Below are 19,561 nucleotides of genomic sequence, written 5' to 3'. Positions count from 1 at the left end.
AGTCATAGTATTACCTTATGCATTGAGTAAAGTCATAAGACGCTCACGCGCCAATTTTTGATTAATTGCTTTTTGGAGATCGCCACTATCTCTGGCTTCTTTCCATGCATTCATTGAACGAACTGCAGAGTCTGCATCTTGATACGCAGGATAGGTGACAGGACTGACATCATAGAGTCGAGAAAATCGGGTTATTTCACGAATAACAACACCCTCATCATCCTGGTACCAGTCTTCACCGTCCCGCGCCACTCGAAATGCAAAAGAACTTTGATTGATATCGCCACGTTGCATCGGTGCCAACACTAAATCACGAATGGTTTGTGTATCAGGTGCCGTAATATCGTAAACAAGCCCACGTTCATTGACGCTAAGCGACAAGGTTCCTGCGGTTGTTCGCCCTAAAATATAATTTGGATCGTGATTAAATAACCCGCGCACATCATCATTGAGTACATCATCAAATGCGCCCGGCTTAATGATTTCACGGAACCCATAAATCAGCTCAGATCGGGAATCGAAAACAGAGCCTAAACCCACGATATGTGTCGGTTTATTTTCTTCTCCTGCTTCCGCCCGAACCTCACCGACATAACATCGTGTTTCTTTTTCACTGCTCATCGTTATCCCCTTTCGGTTCTTCTGTTTTTCCCCCTGTGAACTGAGTCGCATTGACGCTCACTAGCATTTCATCAAGACCATCAACAGGATTCATATCCTCAAAGGCACGCGCCTCATTACGACTCATCCAACCATCTGTAATGGCAAAATGATAGAAATCGGCTCGCTCTTTCGGTGTCCCTCGCAACAACCCCGCTAAATTAAATCGCACATAAAAGCCGGCCACTCGCTCTTGTCGAGTAAACAAGCGTCGATTTAATTCCTGCTCCCAGTTCACTACCCATGGCATGATGGTATGCCGTACAAACTGAATGGATTGTTCTGAGATGTTTGAGAAAGTGGCTTTTTCGAGGTCGTTAATCATGTGAGCTGGCACATTGAAGATCCCTGCAATCATTGAGCGATTCAGTTTCAACATATCAATCAATTGAGCATCAACAGGAGAAACCGTCAGCGCCTTGTAATCCAGATCGGCAGGTAAAAGCATGGTTTTATTTTCTTGACTTCGTAACATTCGGGAAGCTTTTTGCCACATATCTTTCAGTCGCTCCCAGCCGTCTTTCTGTAAATCACCCTTCACTGAGACGATACCTGCCGGACGAGCATTACCACCGAAAAACGAACTTGTGTATTTCTGCCCGGACATACCCATGCCGATGGTTTCCGCATGTTGAATGATTGGGCTGATCCCCATTCTTTGATTATTCCCTAACGCCCGAATATGGATCATGTCATCAGGGCTAATGGCAAAATTCCCCAATTCGTTATAAACGCCGTAAGTGTATCGACCACCAGTATTAAGCAGTGTCGTTTCCCACGGCATACAAGCTTCTAAATTTGTCACCTCGCCTTTTCGATTACGGATAACTTGCGTATAACCATTCCCCCACCCCAGCACATGACGCTCTTTTGTTTCGCGCCATTTATAGCTTGTTTGCCACTCGTTAGGCTCATCATGAACTAAATAAAACAAAGGATGATCACGCGCAGTTTCTACCCTATTACCCGACTTTCGCATTACATGCAGTGGCATCTGGGCAATAGACGATGAAAGCACATAAATACAGGCATAAACTGCTGCTAATTTCATGGATGTTTCAGGGCTAACATATACATCAGCCGTAAATAATCCGTCATTATCAATAGAGTCAGCCGTAATCGGTGTGTTAGGGTTCTCTAAACTGGATGAGTCGTTGCGAAATAGAGCATCAATTAACACGTTTCCCCCTCATAGCTACCGCCAAGGCATAGGTTATTGCAATGCAACCACCGATAATCAGCGTGTTAGCAACACCATATTTTAGATAACACCCCGCCATAACCGCACCAACACCAGCCAGTGCAGTGATATCAAGTAATAAGTTTTTCATAGGAATAAAAGGTCTTCGTTAGGATCTAAAGAGGAAAGGAAGTCACGCTCTTCATGTAGCATTGCTCGCCCAATTGCCATAATTAATGCAACTGCACCGTCAATTTTGTTCTCGTTCTGCTCTTTAATGGGCCTCACCACATCGTCATTACCTGGTAGATATTTACCAACCACATTCCCCATACACCATGTCATAATCGGATTACCATCATGATGAAAGCGCCCAGAAGCAATTGCAGCTTCAAGCTCTTTCATTGGATCCGACATATTTGTGTAGTTTTGAACGATTGTGATAGGGTTTAGCCCTTCATCGGCTAACTGATGCGATAAGTTAGTTGCTCCATGAGGGTCAATTGGGCTTTCACTAATGGGTGTATTGAGGTTATCTGCTATTGCATCTTCCAAAATAACGCGGTAATCAATCTCCGCGCCATCAGTGAGGGTTAAATGTTTTGTTTCTACCCATTTTTTAAATCGCTCTGCAGTACGCTGATTTTCAATATCAGCACTAAAAACTGCATTGTAGGGCACATAAAAACTGGGTGAAATGCAGTAATAATGACGTTTGCCTTCTATTTCACGAGTAAACAACTTTACCCGCGAATTCATATCGATTTTTCTAGCTAAGTCAAGAGCTTGATAGCAAGACTGACCTTCAAACATCTCTAACGTGAGTGTTTTATCTTCACACGCTCGCCAACTCAACATATTAAAGAAAGCCGAACGAGCAGAAACCCAAATATTTAAATGTTTAGTTTTGAAAATACTGGCTAATCGAGGGTTATTTTTAGCTCTATTTTGCTGACTAATAAGAAACTCACTATAAACAGAAACCCCCATATTGGGATTAGCTTTCTTCAGTGTATTCGGATCAGTCCAATCATCTTTTTCATCAACGGTATAAATGACACCAAATAATTCATCATTAGGCACTGTTCCATTGAGCATTTCGATCACTTCACGGCGCTTATCGTAACAAGGCCCTTCGATATTATAACCCGCCGTTGTGATAGCCCACATCAACGGCTGACGTCTTGCCCCCATTCCGGTTAGCATTGTTGTGTAAAGGGAGTCAGTATCATGCTCATGGTATTCATCCACGATTGCACAATGTGGAGACTGACCATCACCTGGGTCACCAATCAGCGGTTCAAAACGCGCCCCATCTTCAGGGCGATTCATGTTTTTTGCATTAACCTCAATGCCAAATGCCTCGGTTAACAACGGAGTGCGCTTACACATCAACTTAGCTGGTCTAAATACTTCCCATGCTTGTTTTTCTGTCGTAGCACCAGAATAAACCTCCGCACCAAATTCGTTATCACAAGTAAAGCAATACAGCGCAACGCCTGCGGAAATAGCTGATTTCCCATTTTTACGCGGAATTTCGGTATACACCTCACGAAAGCGACGAAGTTTTGTTCCTTTTTGAACCCACCCAAATGCACTGCAAACAATAAAGAGTTGCCAAGGTTCAAGCGTAATAGGCATTCGTTTAAATGCCCACTCACCTTTGGTGTGGGGCAATAACTGAATAAACTTTGCAGCTTGCTCGGCTAAATCCTTATCAAATCGATAGCGAAATTTTCGCGATTTCTCTTGTGCCATATCATCAATATGTCGCTGACAGGCATCAATCACATACTGACATGCCACAATCTTGCCACGCACCACATCACGCGCATATTGATTTGCCGCATTGACGTTCGGGTAAGATTTACGACTCATGATGAAATAATCCTCATAAAGGGGTTATCTTGCTTTTTTTGCCCCGCAAGGCCAATTAATCGCTGACGACTACTCGGATCTAAACCCAACATTGCGCCTGTGCGATCCATTTCACTTTCTTGTTCTTTTTTTGTCGTTAAATCAGGGTTTTTTATTGGCCCTCCTGTGGCGCCAATTAAGCGAGTACCATCACGCATGATCGCAATTACCGCATTACGCCAAATATGATAGGCGACACACCAACGCTCAAGCACAGCGAGATCGGTAATACATAATATGCCTTGACCACAAAGCTCCTTGATTGTGACTTCCCACATAACAACAGCAAGCTCTAGTTTGTTTTCGGTAAACCAATCTGGTGGCGTCACGCCTTTTAGTGGTGTGAATACCGGCTCGTCTTTATTGAGTGCTCGTTTTCCCGGATTACCGGCCAATTCTTTTCTGGCGGTAGGCTTCGGGCGACGACCAGATTTGCCCGGAGTGCCAGCCATAAATAAACCTCCAAATAATTCAGGATCCAATGCATAAATATTGCTAAACAATTAGCCAGTTTTAATTTCATTTTTCGCGGGTATAAAAATTGACTTAAGGGGGCGGTCCTATCAGGCGAAAGTGGTAGAGATTTGACCCTCCCCTCCTCCCTGTGCGTTATAATATCAATGTGAAATTAAATATTTTTCATAAATTTATTTAATTGTTATATATCAATGGATTATATTTAATATTAGATTCTTTCTTTTGCTGTCTTGGTTCTATGACATGGAATACATAATGACTGCAGGTTAGTGTCTGCATCGGTACCCCCATGTGCTTTAGCAATGATATGGTCAACCGTTTTCGCTTCAGTTGCTCGTCCTATTCTTAAGCATTCCTGACACAGATACTTATCACGTTTGAGTATACGTACTCGTAACTTATCCCAGTTACTACCATAACCACGTTGATGACGAGACTTACCGCGCTGGTGGGTTTCCCATCCTAAGTTCTGATGATCTTCACAGTAACCATTACGTTCTGTTGTTGTCTTAGCGCATCCCTGTTTACGACACGCACGAGGTATGCGAGGTGGCATGTTATCTCCTATAATTTAAAGGGCAGATATCTGCCATTTTAAAGAAGAGGATAATACCCTTTATTGAACATAGGGTATTTTCACCTTTACTTCTGACTGCACCACGTTCTGTTAGTTAAATCATTCACAGCCTGTGACCATGCATTATTCTGAGTTTCCATTACTCTTTTTAACTCATTGATAGCAACATCTTGTCGATCAATTTGCATTCGTAAATTTGTCAGTTGAGCATTGATGTCATGCTCTGACTTATTACTGACAAGCACACCACTAAACACTGCATCACCTGATACACAGCACTTAAGTTTTGCTCCATCAATAACAGCATCTTTAATAAAATAACCACCTGAACCTGCAATAAAGAAATCATTGCCTTGCTCTGGTTTGATATTGACCTTGATACCTACATCTTGCATCAGTTGCTTAATGCGAGTGAGTTGCTCTTCTAACTTATCTAACTCTGTTGTATCGACTGAGACTTTATAGATCAATTCACCTATCTCTTTTTTATCTGACATAATCTTCTCCAATAAAAAAGCCACCAGTGATTAACTGATGGCTATCTCTATAAACTCTATCAACGCCTCTCAATACATGATATTTATTGAATTTAATTACTATAATTACATCTATTAATTTAATAAAAAATCAATTCTTTGTAATGGATAATTACAGCATGTTATTTCATTGTAACCAAATGATTAATAAATAAATAATTTACACTCATGATATTAATTAGACTCACATCACTCTCGATAATTACTTTTAATGTTAATATATAGGCTTATATTCTTATGTGAGAATGCTAGTTTTTTGTTATAGATGTTTATTTCCCGAATGACCTTACATCAATAATAAAGCCTCTCTGACACACATTCAAACAAGGAGGTATTATGTATTTTTTATACACAATTATCGCTATTGTATTCTTGATTTCCCTCGCCACTACAAAATCTGACTCAAAGAACAAACGAAAATAAAATCCATTAAAATAATTAATTAAAAAAATAATCATGCCCAATATAGCTGAATAACCTGTGTTAACTTATTATTTTTACAGAATATGTCTAAATAACAACGCGCTAGATATAAATATTTTTATCATATCCTTAGCAAATTTATTCACCCATACTTTGGCAATATGTAAGCAGTCGTCAAACATTCGCCCTTTTCTACTTGCTTGAGAACTTCGACGATAATGATCTACCGCCATGTAACTTGCTCTACGACAAACAGGCAAAGAAAGATTGTTTTTTAAAAACTTACGTTGATTATTAACAGATTGGCTTAGTGGATATTGATAATCTATTGTTTTCACACATACTAGTGAAAGCCCTGTGGGAGCCCAAACTCACAGGGTTATTTTTATATTGCGCTGTTTATTTAGGTAGGAGATAGATAAGAATAATCAATCTGGTATATATATTTACCTAAGCTATACTAAGTAAACATCGCTATACTTTAATTGATATCTTGTTAGTTTGCCCTCGTACCCTACGTAGGGCTTTTTTTAGTTCACACACTCCGTCCTAATATAATCCTGTAATCCCAATATCACTTGCTCTGATTCTGCAATTCGCTCTCGGAGTAACCAATAATTTCTGATAGCGGTGTCAGTAGGTCGGGCGGTGGTTGCATTAGCCACGCCGGAGGTGGAAGTGGTAGCGCTCTTTGGACATTCGGCTTTGATGTACACCCGTTCAGGGTTGCGCCCAGCACTAACGCGCAACCTATCAATTTCAGCTTTTGCATTTGTGAGTTCCATCGTGTGTGTTGTATCAAGTTCATGAAGTGAGTTAATGCGCTTTTCGTAATCGGCCATTTCAACCACAAGAGAGTCGTTTGTTTTCTTTAGCTCTTTATTCTCTTTACCAAGCTCAATCATTTCTTTGGTTGAAAAGAATAGAGCAACACACAAAGCTCCCCATAATAAAATGGGAAACCAGGGCTTTAACTTATTCACAACTACCCCTCGTTATTTTACCTTTACCCGTTTCCATCAAAATAAAATCAAGTACCATTTCCCCTGCTTTTTCTTTTAGGCTCTGAATTTTATTTTCATGTTGAGGCTTAACATCCTTCCAAGCGTTTAACCCTTTGCCAAACTTACTCGCAATCGCTTCATCTCTTTTAAAATCAGCACAAGCTTCATTGAGTTGTTCCATCACGCTTAACTTGCGAGGGTTAACAACCACCCCTTCTGTCCAATATTGATAAAGGACATCATCGCATTCATCCTGAAATCGAATAACGTTACCTCTAATTTCAGGTTTAACTTTGTTAGGGTAAATAGTCAGCATCCAAGCTGAAAGTTTTCTAAGTTGTAGGCAAATCATTGATTGCTCACCACCCTTAGAAGGTATTGCGATTTCCACAATACCTTTACTAAAGCGTTTTTTTAACTTAGTAAACTGTGATGCCCAATTTAATCCCATACCTTCAATTATTGGCTTCATGGGAACATACGGCTCATTGTTATGCTCAACAACATAAAGCTCGTTATCATAAAATGGAACAGTAATTGTATTAGTCATAGTGTCTACCTTATTTAGTAATGAACCTTTGCCGAAATAGGAAATCAGCCCATCGAAGCGACACCAGCTTTAACTGATCCCCTCAAAGGCTCATTACCTAAATATTGGCTCGATGTGATTTGCACTTTCGGTGTGCGTAAAACGTGGATACAAAAAAGCCCCGCAAATGCGAGGCTATGAGATAGGATTAATTATTGAGTTAAAGTAACAACCAAGCATCTTCAAAGACTTTTTGTGAATACGGTTGATAGCCCAACTCAACGCCCACGATTGCTTTTGCTAAAGAGATAGCAACTGACTTTGATTGAGTATCTATCTTGTCATTAATACCAACACCAATCTCTTTTGATGCACGGCTAACATAACCATTCGTGTTGTTCTCAACTGGCGGTGCATACTTATTAATAATTGCTGATACTGAGTTCAAACCATATTTACGTTGATATGTTTGAGTTAGTTTATAAATTGCTCTGATGCCATACTCAGGCGACTCAAAGACACAGAATCGAGGGTTAGGAACTCCCGTTTCAATTCCGACTAAACCTTTCCATTTATTACGTGGGTTATAGTCAATGTTGCCTGGGTTGTTATTGCGTTCACCGCGTGCGGGTCTAGTCATTTTTCAGCCCTGCCTTACCCTTAATGAGTTTACTTAATCCATCCACACCGACATACCCAATGAATACACTAGCCAGATATGCCAATTCATGATTAAGGCCAAGTAGCGTCAAGAGGTCTTTTACAAACCATGCAAACAACGCACACATAGCACCATCAAATAACGTTTTCTTCCAGCCACCTCCGTTGTATTTACCACGTAGAATAGCCATGCTAGTTGCTAGCGCTGCGCTAATGCCTTGTTCCTTATGGGCGTCGATAACTTGGAATACTTGAGCCCAAAATTCAGGGGTTTCTTTCATATGATTCATACTCACCCCCTTATTTGGAGGAATTAGTTAATAGAACGCCGACTCACAGCTCTTGTGTGAACGTGAGGTGTTGTGATTGATTCTGTGGTCGGCATAAGTGAGGCTCCTTTCGGGATTCGAACCCAAGCCGTCCATCCGAAGATAGCCGTTCTACCATATTGAAACTAAAGGAGCATATACGAAACCATTTCGGTGATATCAACAAAATGGTAGAAATAAAAAAAGCCACCGAAATGACCTTACTGGCAAGCTTTTCTGCCTCTGGAAATAACCCGAACAGTATCACCTGTTACTGTCGTAATGTAAGCATGATCTGTACGCTTAATATCAAATGAAGGGATAGCATCTTTCTTTGTGTGTTCAACCCGCGCCACGATATCTTTATTTTCTGATTCTGGGTAAAACTCTAGGCGGTACATTTCTCCTAAGCAGTGGACTTCTTCCACTTTACGACCTTCACGTTCAGTAATTAATTTAAGTGCGTACATAATTTCGTTCCTTATTTTAGATAATAAAAAAGACCGCCTAGGCGATCTTCAAAATGTGAACTATCCGGTAATTCCGGATGGTTGGAATAATTGTGGAGGCATACGCTGAGAGTGTATGCGTTCAGGTTCCCCATGGCGTGTGTGCTTCTATCCTGATAAGTGCAGTAGCCCATGCGAGTTAGCCAATCAGCCTTGGCATTCTCCACAATGGTTAAGGCGCCTTCTCCATGCAGTGCAAGGGTGATTTTACTCACCAAAAGACACCTTACCATTGCAGATAACAAAAAACCCCGCCGAAGCGAGGTTTTAAAAAAACTATCAATAATCTCACGATATATGGAGTTTTATGAGTAATAACGTTTTCAGTCTGTGGGATTAATATTTCCAGACTTCTTGAGCAATCTCTTTTACTAATGCAATTTTATCCCATTGTTGCTCTTCAGTTAATGCATTCCCTTCTTCAGTTGATGCAAATCCACATTGAGTACTTAAACATAGTCGATCTAATGGTACGAACTTACTAGCTTCATAGATTCGCTCTATTACTTTTTGTTTACTCTCTAACTCTCCAGTTTTTGAAGAAATTAATCCCAGAACAACTTTTTTATTGCCTGAAACATAAGATAACGGGGAGAAATCACCAGCTCTATCTGTATCAAACTCTAAATAATATGCTGATACATTTTCTCTTCCAAAAAGGATCTCAGCAATCGGTCCATAGCCACCACTAGCGGCCCATGTAGAACGATAATTACCTCGGCAAACATGTGTTGTTAACACTAAATCTGATGGTGCGTTTTTAATCGCTTCATTATTCAAATAAACAAGCGTTTCCGCTAATGAGTTTATATCATTGCTTATTACAGTATGATCTGAATGGCATGAGCAACTATTTACACTTTCGCTCTCAGCAATACCTGAGTTGTGATATCGAGAATCAACCATCATACCCCAAGTACAATCATCTAATTGCAAATTGCGACACCCTACAAGATATAACTCTTTTATGAATTCTTGATAAGCACCAATAATATCGTTAATTAACTCATCTTTTGAAGGATAAATTGCATTAGTGCTATCTAAATTCTCTGGTCGATAAAGCTCTTTGAAAAATTGAGCTGGTGCAGGGATCGTTAAACGAGGAACAATATTATCCTCAGCAAATTTCAACAAAAATGAAAAATGTTCAATAAAAGGGTGGTTATTTCCAGATATTTTTCCTGTTAATCGAGCCGTCTCTGGACGAGTTTCAATACCATCGAATGAATATCCTTTAGATAAAAAGGCTTTTTCAACGCCGTTTAATCCCCACATAAAGTCTAAATGCCACCAGCTACGACGAAACTCACCATCGGTAATAACATGTAATCCGGCTTTTTTCTGCTTTTCTACTAACTCAATGATTGCTTTATCTTCTATTTTTTTTAATTCATGGCTAGAAATAGTGCCATTAGCATAATCGCTACGCGCTTTATGTAGATATTCAGGTCGAAGGTAACTACCAACGACATCAGCTTTAAATGGAGGGATGTTAGTGCTCATTCAATATATCCTATATTTTCTTATTAAGAATTTTGCTACCAAACATAGCATTAATAAAAAAAATGGATATTGAAACTATTTCATATTTAATATGAAGCTATTTCATTTTAAAAATTAAAAGCGCAGACAAAGAGAATAACCAATAAAAACACAAAACCTCACTTTAAATGAGGTTCATAAGCTAGTTGACCTTGATGTCAGTCTTATCACAATATCATCATTTTTACGTACGTAAAGTTTTTATATGATTTTTTCTACATATCGATCCATTTCTAAGGAAACATCTAGCATCATTAACATACCTTCTATTATTCCTTCTGCCTTTTGTAATTTTTTACCTATATGCCCATCAGAACAATTGTGCTTGTTAGCAAGTTGCATAAATGTCATTCCGAATAAATAGTAATCAAGCAATAGGTCATGCATATCACTATTCTTTTTATTCAATTGCGCCATACAACTAGAAATAATTATTGCATCGTCTTCACAACATTGGGGGCGAGCCTTAACTTTACTTGGTATTAATCCACTAAACCCCGCAGCAACCGAATACCATTGGACCGACTCTGTATTATCTGCCGACCATGCACCCCATCTTTCTAATACCTGTTGTATATCACGCATTATGCCACTTCCTTATGTTGTCTTGAAAATACTAACTCTCTTACCTCACAAGCTTCTGTTAGCATATCGTTAAAGTCACCTCTATCGGGCCATCTCACTCTTACTGTCTCTACATCATTATTAGAAAGTAGGTTTTTATGCGCGCACTCCATAGCAGCTGCATGACCAGCCGCATTCCAATCCATATCTGTAAAGATAACAAGATGAGTAACACCCTTCGGTGCTTTGAATTTTTTCATGAAGTTAGTATTAATGACCGACCAAGCATTTACACCATAGAGTTGCTTACAAGAAAGTGCGGTCTCTATACCTTCAGCAATGCCAAGTGTAGTATCGACAGGAAACATTCTTATCGCGACAGATTCTGCATACTCTAAATAATTGTCATCCTGCACAGCAGTCATTTTCTTCACAATATCAAGAGGTGCTTTTTTATCCCCTTGTAAATACGTTCTATGTAAATAACAGAGTTGCCCTTTAGCATCAGTAGCTAGTGACCAGATAGCTTGAAATTTGTCAGAACTATTACGAACAGGTTGATGATCACAATAACGGACATTATCAAGTGGTAACTCAAAAACACCTCGATTCTGCAAATACTGCATGGCGGGTGTATTTTTAAGTATGGGTAGTTTGGAATAACAGCCCGTAATACGTTGGAATAAATTATTCTTATTGACTTTGTTGGGTGGAATAATTTCTTTTTCTCGGTGATTACCAATCAATACATCAATTTCATCTGCTAATGTTTTAAAGTCTTTGCCTTGTGTTCTTTCCAGCAATTGAAAACCGTTACCCGAACTGCACGTGCAAATATAAGTTCCTCGTCCGTCTTTATCATCAATACGGAATTTTCCTTTCTGCCCGCAGATAGGGCACTTTCCTTTAAAGTGCTTACGGCCCGTTATAGGAGGTAACCCATAATGTGCAAATATTTTTGCCCATAGTCCTTTTACCGCATCAATGGTATTCACAGTAAACCTCCTTGCTGTGGCTGGTGGCTAATTTGAGTGCGTAGATTTTGAATATTGACTTGTGCCTTCTTGCGAGACTTAGCAAAGGCGATTTGTTTGTATTTAATAAAGTTGCTCACTTCAGGTGTGATTTCTTGTGGTGTGTTATGAAAGCCTTGTGGCCATACGCCAAATTTATCTTTGAAAGTATTAGAAACCCAACCATCGCTAATCGGCTTGCCCTGTGTTGCGCGTTGATTCTGGTAGTATTTCAATTGAGACCACCAGCTTTGCTTGTCTTCTCGGGTGTAAGTGCGTTCTTTCTTATTTAGTTTTTTGATGTTTCGACTAGTATCAACATCAATATCTTCACCAACTAAAGGTTTAAACCCACATTTAGGGCAAACATAAACACCTGCAGGCTTCATGTAGTGGCAAGAGGAACATTCTTTGGGTTTCTTCTCTTGTTTTTCTTGCTCTCGGATAGATGAGGATTCACTCATGCCGTCGTTTTTGGTAGGCAGTTCGTCATATTCAATGTCATCTGGATAACCTAAGCGGTGAACAGAACCGGAGTGATCGAAAATAAGGCAAGTTTCTTTCCCTGGCGCAGTACGCAATCCTCTACCAATCGCCTGACACCAACGAATTTCTGATTTAGTTGGACGGGCATAAATAATGCAACGAACATCACTATCAAAGCCGGCAATCAATGTTCCCACGCTCACAAGTATCTTAGTCGCGCCTTGCTCAAACCGATGAATAATGATCTGACGCTCATCATGTGGCGTATCTGCGGTGATCACCTCTGCATTCACACCTGCGCGGTTAAATTCGACAGTGACAAAATTGGCATGACTGACCGTGACACAAAAGCAAATCGTCGGTAGGTTTCGACCATTCACAAGCCAGTTATCAACAATATCTCCCACCAAATCAGCACCACTCATAATTTCAGCTATCTCAACTTCTTTATAATCACTACCGAACTCTGCGTTGCTGGACGATTTCACTTTTGATAAATCGGGTTTAGTCGGCGCATAGAACTCGTATGAGCTTAAATCACCACGTTTGATTAACTCTTTCATGGTGGTAGGTTTGATTAATGTTTCGTAGTAATGTCCAAGGAATGAGGCAAAAGGCGTACCAGACAAACCAATTACCTTGAATTCACACTCACTGATCACTTCTAATATTTTCTTACGGCGTAAATGCGCCTCATCGATAATGAGTAAATCGATATTGTCTGGAAAGTCTCGACGAATAACGGTATCTGCTGATGCGATTTGAATTAAACGAGTCGGATCATAATTAGGGTGATCACGCCATACATAGCTAATCTCTTCAGCTGGCAAGCCATACTCAATAAAACGACTGGCTGTTTGATCAATCAAAATTGTGTAAGGAACAAGAAACATCACTCTCATTCCACGCTGAATATGTCCATCAGTAATAAACGCAGCTAATGCCGTTTTCCCGCTTCCTGTTGGGCTATAAATCATGAATGTTCTATTTTGCTTCCATGCCTGACGTAACATCGTCAATCCGCGTTCCTGTGCAAAATTTGGTGTGATTGTTAACATCGGTTTCCTCATCTGATAATTAGCATTGCCAAAGGAAGGGATTTATTTTTATTTCTTTGGACGTCTAAACGGCTGTTGGCTTTTTAGCTCCTATAGAGATCTATATTTAAGATCTGCTCACTCCCTTGGCTGTGCCTTCCCTAACACCCCTTTCAAAGATCACCCCCCTTTCCCCCCTAGAAAGTTTCCCCCTCTTCCCCAGAAAACAATCTAGACGGCTAAACGTCTTAACTTCCAATGCCTCCTAAATTTAATTACTACTAAATCGATAACGGCTTTGCTGTGTACCCTTGCATTGCTCTCTGATAACGCTTTATGAACTCTCTTAATCTCACGTTAGCCTCATGACGAGCTTTGTTGTCTTTACGGTAGGGAACTTGTTCTCGTTCCCATTCCGTTTGATACACTTCTGAATATTTAACTAATGCCTTTTGCCTCATGCTTGGGCTTAACTTCGTGAGTTGTTCCTGAATCCACTTAGCATCATCAGGAAAGTAGTGATCAGGCATCGGCATATTGATTTGGTGCATGGTTTAATCGCTCGTGTGTATATGGAATTTCAGGATCGTAATGACAGAGAATTGCCACATCTTCAGGAACACCACGCCACTTCCATTTGCCAACCCCTTGGCTACTACGAGGCTTCCCTTTTAACGGATAAGCTTTGCCTATCGCAGCATTCGTTTTATGAATGCCTTTTAAGATTTCATATAAATTCATAATTTATCCTTGAAAGTTTTCTTTCGTTAAATCATATTAAAAAGAAAGTTAAGTTTCAATTCTTTTTGATATATTAGTTTCGGGATAACTTTTTGAGGCGAAAAAATGAGTACATTTGGAGAAAGATTGCTTGAGCGGCGAACTGAGCTGGGTATGTCACAAGATGACCTTGCAAAATTAACAGGTGTGTCGAGAGTAACAATTAGTAAAATTGAACTCGGTGAATCTCAGGACACAAGATCGGCAAATCTTTTCAAGATTGCAGCAGCGCTGAAATGTTCACCTAAATGGTTACTTCATGGGAAAGAACCAAAGCAGGAAGTTACTGAGCAATTCGATAATAATGTATCAAACCCAAGACTATACAAACCGTCCCCAAAATATCCCGTATTGAGTATGGTTCAAGCGGGAAATTGGAACGAGGCTTGTGAGCCATACACACTAGATCAAATAGATGAATGGTATGAGTCAGAAGTCAAAATGCATGGTTCTGCATTCTGGCTACGAGTGGAGGGAGATTCCATGACGGCTCCGATTGGGGTTAGTATTCCTGAAGGCTCACTTGTACTTGTCGATACGGGCAGAGAACCAATAAATGGAAGCTTAGTAATTGCCAAGTTAACTGACACAAATGAGGCTACTTTTAAAAAATTAGTAATAGATGGGAATAGTCATTTTCTTAAGGGGCTAAATCCGGCGTGGCCAATGATATCGATTAATGGTAATTGTAAAATTATCGGCGTCGTGGTTCAAATGATGATGCGTTTCGTATGACACCTTGAACTTGCAAAACAAACTGCTGTATTTGATTCTTATCGCTCAAACTCAGGGCATCCGTGCCCTTTGTTGTTTTCTGAAAGCCACAATCCCAATCTAGTCCGAAGATAAACGAACGGTGGATTTGAGCCGTTTTGTGGGTAGCGGCACTGTTTTTATGTACAGTTCAAATCTCATCTAAATAGAGATTTATCTCTTATAATAGATAGTGATACTCCTCTCGGAGGCACAAACTTTTATTGAAGTTAACTAAATGTTGTTTTACGATAGCCTCAGTTATTTTTATCAAATTGCGTAACTAGGCAGATAAATAAAGTATGCAACCTATACACAAGTCTGAAGAATTACTTTCCAAAATGGCCTCGATGCTTCAGTCTGGACAGACAATCGATGATATGTCGCTAATGAGATACATTAATGATATTAACAAGTATTTTTCTGGGCTTGAAAAGAATTACGCACTTGGTATTGCTTATGGACTAAATAAAAATATCCAAAAATCAATTTATTATTTTGAATTAGCTCTACAGGTTCCTAACGGTGATTATGCTCTTGGATATCTATCAATCATTTGCAATTTAGGATCGACAAGGCAGGCAAGAGAGCTATCTGCGAGACTTGCCACGGAATACGAATCAAAAATATTTGCTAAATTTGCATTCCAATATAGCTTGTTTTTTGCTGATTTAAAAATGATGGGTGTTTTCATGACACAGTGGATAAAATTATCTCTAAATGAGGAGCGCATGAAATTACAGGAAGAGTTAAAAAAAGCTAGCTCAGCCCTGTCTAAATTTAGAGATATGGCTGGGTTCTCTCAGCCAGAAACTGAGATGTTGTCAGGGATTATCATGGATCTAATAGATGACAATAACTATCAGGTGCTAAGTGTCGAGTACATTAGTGACAATAGATTCGATGAGCCTATAAATTCATACATGGTAACAACAAACTGCTCAACGGCATCAACTTTAGCAGATATGAACATGGATTTAGCTTTTAAGTTCGCAGATCATGAGGAATTTTTAGGTAAAAAGTTTAGCGTTTATATTAAAGGCTCTGATAGCGATGCAGGATCGGAGGCTTCGTCATGCCAATAACATGCAGTGAGTTACTGGATTTTGCTAGAGACTGTCTAGATAGGAACGATGAAGTAGGGTATAGAAACGCCATATCAAGAGCCTACTATGCTGCATATCATTGTGTTTATCCAGCACTTAGACATGGACCAAAAGATAATCATCAGGGATTAATAGATTATTTACTTGGTGACGGCTCAAAGGGTAGTGAAAAATACGATCCTAAAGCATTGAGAGCAATAGGATTTATGTTGCAAACACTGAAAGATAACAGGATCATAGCAGACTATAGGCTAGATAATAAGTTTGCTTCTGGTAAGAGAGATGCGGAAACTGCTATCCACCTCAGCTCTAATGTTCAAAATAAAATAATAGAAATTATAAGTAAAAAGCAAGCATCGATACCAAATTCCAACTAACCCACTCCGGTGGGTTTTTTATTGTCTGGAACTTATCGCATTTCTTTCCCACCTTTATTCACCCGAAACTTTTCTTTCATCTTTCTATTGACACAAAACCTAGCTTTTTGTAACCTAGGTTTCGAAAGGTAATTGTTGAGGGTGTGCCATGATCCAGATTTTTGATGAATCAAAATTGTTACGAACAAATTCACAGGTACAAACGCTGTTATATTGCGCACTTGAGTCAAGTTCATCAAGTGAAGTTCAATCGCTAATAGAAATGGCGATAGAGAAAAGTAAGACAATTAACTCTATTGTCGAAAATAAGCCTGAATCTTACCAACAACCAAAGACTCCGGCAGTAGAAACAATATCTACTAAAAACACGTTTGCAGAACGTTTAAAGTTGGTTTTACGTGAATCAGGAATAACCCAAACAGAATTAGCTAAATGCATGGGGGTATCACAGAGCCTTATCAGCTCTTTAGTTACAGGGAAAAGGCATGGGATTGAATATAGCACTGCTATATCAAACGCTTTAGGGATAAACAAATGGTGGTTGGCTTACGGAGAAGGTGAAATGACAGATTTTTGCACCTCAAAAACAGAGGAGTTATAAGATGACCATTTTACATTCTACTGCAATAGCTGATTTACCGAAACCTGACATACATACAGGCGTAATGTTACCTATGTTCTTGTTTCGTTTCTGGACTAAAACAGAGTGTCCAGAGAAAAAAGAAGTTATAGCCACCAGCGCTGAACAAGCTAAAGAATTACTCGGTGGTAATGTTGTTTTCTCTGCTCAATTTCCTTGCGAGGCTTAATTATGGCTCACGAACTCAACTTAGAAGCTGTTGCAAAAAAAAGCGACCAACTAAACGCCCTTTTATTCCAGCTCAATGCTGAACGTATATCGGGTCAGCCTGAGATAGAAAGCTTAATTGGACTAGCTTACGAATTATCAGGTGATATTTCAGTCTGGTTAATCGAAGAAAATGCACAGAGAGATAGCAATCATGGCAAAAGAAATTAAGTCTGATTTAGGTAAATACGAAGATACATTACATAGAGTCAAATCGTTTCTAGAAACGGCACAATTTCTCTCTCGTAATGAGGAAGAGCGAGCAATCCAACTTAGCTTATTATCTCAAGCAGAAGATGAAATTAGAGAGGCTCTAGGTTATGAATAACATTGAATTAAAGCAATCCGCTTGTGATGAATTACTTTATGCAACTTCTATTTTAAATCTCATTATCAATGATAACGTAACACCTAGCGATAATATGTTTAATGCGATTGAATCTGCAGTAGCCAATATAGAAAGAGCTAAAGAAAGTGTATCAAGCATTAACACTGATAAATCACCAAAGCCTATCGGTGAAATTAAAATCAGTGATAACGATACAATTGAAACGGCTGTCGGGTGCATTTTAAATACATTAGAAACTGCAATTAATTTAAAAGTCGCTGAAGAAAGCGGTCATATTAAAAATTACGATATTCAAATTACAAATTTAATCCAATCAGCCAAATTAAATTTAGAGACCGTTTATGAAAAAGTAAGTTTCACGGAGGCGCAATGAATATTGATGAATTAATTACTCTTCCTGACTTAAGCAAATTAACAGAAGGTGAACTAGGTAACTTAAGAGGTAATTTAGATTTAGCTATTGATTCACTCATTACAGGAATGAAGGTATTCGGCGATTTTATGTTTTGGGCTGATGCTAATGAAAATTATCCCGACGGTAAAGATCAACTTGGTGATGTGGGATTATTTTTAAGCCAAGTGTCATTATTGATATCAATATTAAATGACAGACTTGGCGGAATTGAATATGAAATATCAAATAGAAAAATAAAAGGAACAAGAAAATGAGTAAACAACACGAAGCTATTGAGAAAGCAACTGACAATCAAATTACTATTGCTATGCGCCCTGTTTATATTATTGCAGGTGCCAACCGTGCTTACTTAAGTGAGCGTTCAGCATTAAATAAGCTAGCAAATATTCTCACCGAGCGTGAATTTCATAAAGAAGGCATTGAGACTAACTATGAAGGTGAACAATGCGAACTTGAAAATGGCACAGTCGCTTTCAAGCGTGGCGAACCTACCGAACACTTTATGGATCGCAAGGAAGCTAAACTAACCGAACTCCAAGAGCGATTAAAGCAGGAACGTAATATTGAACGCTTACAAAAAGAATATGCTAAAGCTGTCGCTAAATATGATGATGCAGAAAAAGAAGCTGATAGATTATATTATGAATTAAATAACGCGTTGACCAATAAATAAATCATCTACTAAATAAAAATTAATTATAGCGTTCATGCTAGGGATTGCTGCGCTCTGAATTAGGAGTAAGCAACATGGATAAAGTTAATTTACTTGAAATAAGAAGAAAGCGTTTTATCAATTCGGTACTTATTTACATTAAAAAAATGGAAAGAAAGCTAAATTTAAATCAAAGGTAAATAATAAAACTGTTATTACAGAAATTAACTTTGAAAACTTAAATAACTTCTTCCGTGATGTCTATGAAGAAAAAGATTGCCGTCAACGTTGTAAGTGGAGTGATAAAGATATCTACAATACTTATGAGTGGTTATATAACCTAAATGGCTCAATTTCCGATATGGGTAAATACATGATTGATTATATTGTTGAGTATTTACCGCCTTACTTAAATGGAGAGGAATATAAATATCATGACGTATTCTGAATTCATGAGCAAGGGCAAACAATTAGAGAGCAAAGGATTTTATAGGCGCGCATTAGAACATTACAACCAAGCTTTCATTATTGCAGATCCACCTGCCAAAGGTGCAATGAGTTATCAACAAAAAATAAGTAATCAATCATCAAAGCGCTGTTTAGATAAAGCCAAAATTAAAATACCGGGTGGCATGTTATGAGTAAGAAAATAAAAAGTAGAAGAGGCGGAAGTAAAACTAAACAAGGACATAAAGGCACAGATTTTGACTGTTGGTTGAGAATGAAGCAAGAAGACAATCTCTTTCATCCAAACATATCTAAATACGTATCAACATTTCAATCCAATATTGATTTCGTAGAAATGCCACTAAATAGATCTATGCGGCGACATATAAACAAAATAAATAAGGACATTTAAT

General features: G+C 38.9%; 31 protein-coding genes and 1 tRNA gene. 12 read left to right on the top strand and 20 right to left on the bottom strand.

Translation table 11 applies throughout. The annotated features are described in order from the left end of the window. Positions 1-15 precede the first annotated feature (15 nt). The 20 genes from GTK47_RS07605 to GTK47_RS07505 form a co-directional block, all read right to left on the bottom strand. Positions 16-621 carry an HK97 family phage prohead protease gene (locus tag GTK47_RS07605; protein WP_006533922.1) on the bottom strand — a complete coding sequence of 202 codons (606 nt, stop codon included), beginning with the start codon at positions 619-621 and terminating at the stop codon, positions 16-18. Then, positions 611-1,840, bottom strand: coding sequence for a phage portal protein (locus GTK47_RS07600; protein ID WP_161769683.1), 1,230 nt, complete (start codon positions 1,838-1,840; stop codon positions 611-613). The genes GTK47_RS07605 and GTK47_RS07600 overlap by 11 nt, the downstream gene beginning before the upstream one ends. After that, positions 1,830-1,991 (bottom strand): hypothetical protein, encoded by a 162-nt coding sequence (locus tag GTK47_RS07595; RefSeq protein ID WP_006533924.1) that lies wholly within the window; start codon positions 1,989-1,991, stop codon positions 1,830-1,832. Before GTK47_RS07595 ends, GTK47_RS07600 begins: the two co-directional genes overlap by 11 nt. Continuing rightward, a complete protein-coding gene (locus GTK47_RS07590) occupies positions 1,988-3,718 on the bottom strand; it encodes a terminase large subunit (protein WP_161769682.1) in 1,731 nt (576 codons plus the stop codon). The genes GTK47_RS07595 and GTK47_RS07590 overlap by 4 nt, the downstream gene beginning before the upstream one ends. Further along, positions 3,715-4,209 (bottom strand): phage terminase small subunit P27 family, encoded by a 495-nt coding sequence (locus GTK47_RS07585; protein ID WP_161706117.1) that lies wholly within the window; start codon positions 4,207-4,209, stop codon positions 3,715-3,717. Before GTK47_RS07585 ends, GTK47_RS07590 begins: the two co-directional genes overlap by 4 nt. A 233-nt stretch (positions 4,210-4,442) precedes the next feature. Then, the gene (locus GTK47_RS07580; protein ID WP_161751966.1) at positions 4,443-4,790 is read right to left on the bottom strand and encodes an HNH endonuclease; all 348 of its coding nucleotides are present in this window, start codon (positions 4,788-4,790) and stop codon (positions 4,443-4,445) included. Between the two features lie 86 nt (positions 4,791-4,876). After that, positions 4,877-5,308, bottom strand: a complete 432-nt coding sequence (locus GTK47_RS07575) for a hypothetical protein (RefSeq protein ID WP_165121738.1) — start codon at positions 5,306-5,308, stop codon at positions 4,877-4,879. Between the two features lie 992 nt (positions 5,309-6,300). Then, positions 6,301-6,753 (bottom strand): lysis protein, encoded by a 453-nt coding sequence (locus GTK47_RS07565; protein ID WP_241256079.1) that lies wholly within the window; start codon positions 6,751-6,753, stop codon positions 6,301-6,303. Continuing rightward, a complete protein-coding gene (locus tag GTK47_RS07560) occupies positions 6,746-7,324 on the bottom strand; it encodes a phage antirepressor N-terminal domain-containing protein (RefSeq protein WP_075673907.1) in 579 nt (192 codons plus the stop codon). Before GTK47_RS07560 ends, GTK47_RS07565 begins: the two co-directional genes overlap by 8 nt. Before the next feature lie 199 nt (positions 7,325-7,523). Further along, entirely contained in the window at positions 7,524-7,943 is a 420-nt protein-coding gene (locus GTK47_RS07555) for a structural protein (RefSeq protein ID WP_161711123.1), read from the bottom strand. Further along, positions 7,936-8,253: a phage holin, lambda family gene (locus GTK47_RS07550; RefSeq protein WP_161711122.1), complete on the bottom strand. Its 318-nt coding sequence runs from the start codon at positions 8,251-8,253 to the stop codon at positions 7,936-7,938. Before GTK47_RS07550 ends, GTK47_RS07555 begins: the two co-directional genes overlap by 8 nt. A 101-nt stretch (positions 8,254-8,354) precedes the next feature. Further along, positions 8,355-8,427, bottom strand: a tRNA-Pro gene (locus GTK47_RS07545). A gap of 65 nt (positions 8,428-8,492) precedes the next feature. After that, entirely contained in the window at positions 8,493-8,741 is a 249-nt protein-coding gene (locus tag GTK47_RS07540; protein WP_115350921.1) for a hypothetical protein, read from the bottom strand. A gap of 11 nt (positions 8,742-8,752) precedes the next feature. Then, on the bottom strand, positions 8,753-8,995 hold the full coding sequence (locus GTK47_RS07535; protein WP_159363451.1) for a hypothetical protein: 243 nt from the start codon (positions 8,993-8,995) through the stop codon (positions 8,753-8,755). 121 nt (positions 8,996-9,116) lie between these two features. Beyond that, positions 9,117-10,283, bottom strand: coding sequence for a 5-methyltetrahydropteroyltriglutamate--homocysteine S-methyltransferase (locus GTK47_RS07530; RefSeq protein ID WP_036934641.1), 1,167 nt, complete (start codon positions 10,281-10,283; stop codon positions 9,117-9,119). 240 nt (positions 10,284-10,523) lie between these two features. Then, the gene (locus tag GTK47_RS07525) at positions 10,524-10,907 is read right to left on the bottom strand and encodes an antiterminator Q family protein (protein ID WP_165122628.1); all 384 of its coding nucleotides are present in this window, start codon (positions 10,905-10,907) and stop codon (positions 10,524-10,526) included. Beyond that, a complete protein-coding gene (locus GTK47_RS07520; RefSeq protein WP_165122627.1) occupies positions 10,907-11,881 on the bottom strand; it encodes a toprim domain-containing protein in 975 nt (324 codons plus the stop codon). The genes GTK47_RS07525 and GTK47_RS07520 overlap by 1 nt, the downstream gene beginning before the upstream one ends. Further along, positions 11,878-13,443: a DEAD/DEAH box helicase family protein gene (locus tag GTK47_RS07515; protein WP_165122626.1), complete on the bottom strand. Its 1,566-nt coding sequence runs from the start codon at positions 13,441-13,443 to the stop codon at positions 11,878-11,880. The genes GTK47_RS07520 and GTK47_RS07515 overlap by 4 nt, the downstream gene beginning before the upstream one ends. A gap of 260 nt (positions 13,444-13,703) precedes the next feature. Next, complete coding sequence (locus GTK47_RS07510) at positions 13,704-13,973, bottom strand: hypothetical protein (RefSeq protein ID WP_072070102.1); 270 nt, start codon at positions 13,971-13,973, stop codon at positions 13,704-13,706. After that, complete coding sequence (locus tag GTK47_RS07505; protein ID WP_165122625.1) at positions 13,945-14,163, bottom strand: hypothetical protein; 219 nt, start codon at positions 14,161-14,163, stop codon at positions 13,945-13,947. Before GTK47_RS07505 ends, GTK47_RS07510 begins: the two co-directional genes overlap by 29 nt. A 105-nt stretch (positions 14,164-14,268) precedes the next feature. Here GTK47_RS07505 and GTK47_RS07500 point away from each other — a divergent pair, with 105 nt between their 5' ends. From GTK47_RS07500 to GTK47_RS20380, 12 genes are all read left to right on the top strand, one after another. Next, complete coding sequence (locus GTK47_RS07500; RefSeq protein ID WP_165122624.1) at positions 14,269-14,937, top strand: LexA family transcriptional regulator; 669 nt, start codon at positions 14,269-14,271, stop codon at positions 14,935-14,937. A 320-nt stretch (positions 14,938-15,257) separates the two neighbouring features. Beyond that, the gene (locus tag GTK47_RS07495; RefSeq protein ID WP_049199087.1) at positions 15,258-16,040 is read left to right on the top strand and encodes a hypothetical protein; all 783 of its coding nucleotides are present in this window, start codon (positions 15,258-15,260) and stop codon (positions 16,038-16,040) included. Beyond that, positions 16,031-16,438 (top strand): hypothetical protein, encoded by a 408-nt coding sequence (locus GTK47_RS07490; RefSeq protein ID WP_049199086.1) that lies wholly within the window; start codon positions 16,031-16,033, stop codon positions 16,436-16,438. Before GTK47_RS07495 ends, GTK47_RS07490 begins: the two co-directional genes overlap by 10 nt. Before the next feature lie 148 nt (positions 16,439-16,586). Further along, entirely contained in the window at positions 16,587-17,039 is a 453-nt protein-coding gene (locus tag GTK47_RS07485) for a helix-turn-helix transcriptional regulator (protein ID WP_165122623.1), read from the top strand. 1 nt (position 17,040) lies between these two features. Continuing rightward, positions 17,041-17,247, top strand: a complete 207-nt coding sequence (locus GTK47_RS07480; RefSeq protein WP_165122622.1) for a hypothetical protein — start codon at positions 17,041-17,043, stop codon at positions 17,245-17,247. Positions 17,248-17,249: 2 nt separating this feature from the next. Next, complete coding sequence (locus GTK47_RS07475) at positions 17,250-17,456, top strand: hypothetical protein (protein WP_165122621.1); 207 nt, start codon at positions 17,250-17,252, stop codon at positions 17,454-17,456. Next, complete coding sequence (locus tag GTK47_RS07470) at positions 17,440-17,613, top strand: hypothetical protein (RefSeq protein WP_165122620.1); 174 nt, start codon at positions 17,440-17,442, stop codon at positions 17,611-17,613. The genes GTK47_RS07475 and GTK47_RS07470 overlap by 17 nt, the downstream gene beginning before the upstream one ends. Then, positions 17,606-18,007, top strand: coding sequence for a hypothetical protein (locus GTK47_RS07465; protein ID WP_165122619.1), 402 nt, complete (start codon positions 17,606-17,608; stop codon positions 18,005-18,007). Before GTK47_RS07470 ends, GTK47_RS07465 begins: the two co-directional genes overlap by 8 nt. Then, positions 18,004-18,303, top strand: coding sequence for a hypothetical protein (locus GTK47_RS07460; RefSeq protein WP_165122618.1), 300 nt, complete (start codon positions 18,004-18,006; stop codon positions 18,301-18,303). The genes GTK47_RS07465 and GTK47_RS07460 overlap by 4 nt, the downstream gene beginning before the upstream one ends. Further along, positions 18,300-18,722, top strand: a complete 423-nt coding sequence (locus tag GTK47_RS07455; protein ID WP_165122617.1) for a hypothetical protein — start codon at positions 18,300-18,302, stop codon at positions 18,720-18,722. Before GTK47_RS07460 ends, GTK47_RS07455 begins: the two co-directional genes overlap by 4 nt. A 413-nt stretch (positions 18,723-19,135) precedes the next feature. After that, entirely contained in the window at positions 19,136-19,342 is a 207-nt protein-coding gene (locus tag GTK47_RS07450; protein WP_144063639.1) for a hypothetical protein, read from the top strand. Further along, positions 19,339-19,560 (top strand): hypothetical protein, encoded by a 222-nt coding sequence (locus GTK47_RS20380; protein WP_206535884.1) that lies wholly within the window; start codon positions 19,339-19,341, stop codon positions 19,558-19,560. The genes GTK47_RS07450 and GTK47_RS20380 overlap by 4 nt, the downstream gene beginning before the upstream one ends. Position 19,561: the final 1 nt, after the last annotated feature.

The organism is Proteus sp. ZN5 (assembly GCF_011046025.1).
Classification (GTDB): Bacteria; Pseudomonadota; Gammaproteobacteria; order Enterobacterales; family Enterobacteriaceae; genus Proteus.
Note: the sequence above shows the minus strand (reverse complement) of the source record. Positions and strands in the feature narration are given on the sequence as shown.